Source organism: Paraburkholderia sp. BCC1876 (genome assembly GCF_902833695.1).
GTDB lineage: Bacteria > Pseudomonadota > Gammaproteobacteria > Burkholderiales > Burkholderiaceae > Paraburkholderia.
This window is the reverse complement of sequence record NZ_CADFGI010000087.1, coordinates 1-452: the sequence shown is the minus strand read 5'-3', so window position 1 is coordinate 452 and position 452 is coordinate 1. Positions and strand designations below refer to the sequence as shown.

The 452-nt window shown below is 75.9% G+C and carries 1 pseudogene; it reads left to right on the top strand.

Annotated features, from left to right (window positions below):
* A pseudogene (locus HWY05_RS37895) lies at positions 1-452 on the top strand (cytosine deaminase); the annotation flags it as partial.

Here is a 452-nt window from a genome sequence, read left to right as displayed (position 1 = left end):
GGGGCCTGCCCTGGTTCCGCAACGAGGTCGGCCCGCGCCTGGTCGATCGCATCGAGTTCGAGCGACGCTGGCGCGCCGAGCAGGGGCACCACGCGGGCCGGCAGTCGCTGGCCCTGGCGCGCGCCTTCCTGGCGGCCGGCACCACGCGGCTGCGCACCCATGTCGACATCGATACCGAGGCGCTGCTCGACGCGGCGCTGGGCGCCGGCGCGGACCTGGTCGGCGGGCTCGATCCCTGCGCGATCGAGGGCGACCCGGTGGCGGCCGTCGACCTGATGTTCCGGCTCGCCGAGCGGCACGGCAGCGGCATCGACCTGCATCTGCACGAGCGCGGCGAGATGGGCGCGGCCTCGCTGGGGCTGGTCCTCGATCGCACCGCCGCGCTCGGCATGAGCGGCCGGGTGGCGATCAGCCATGGCTTTTGCCTGGGCGGGGCGGAGCCGCGCGTGCGC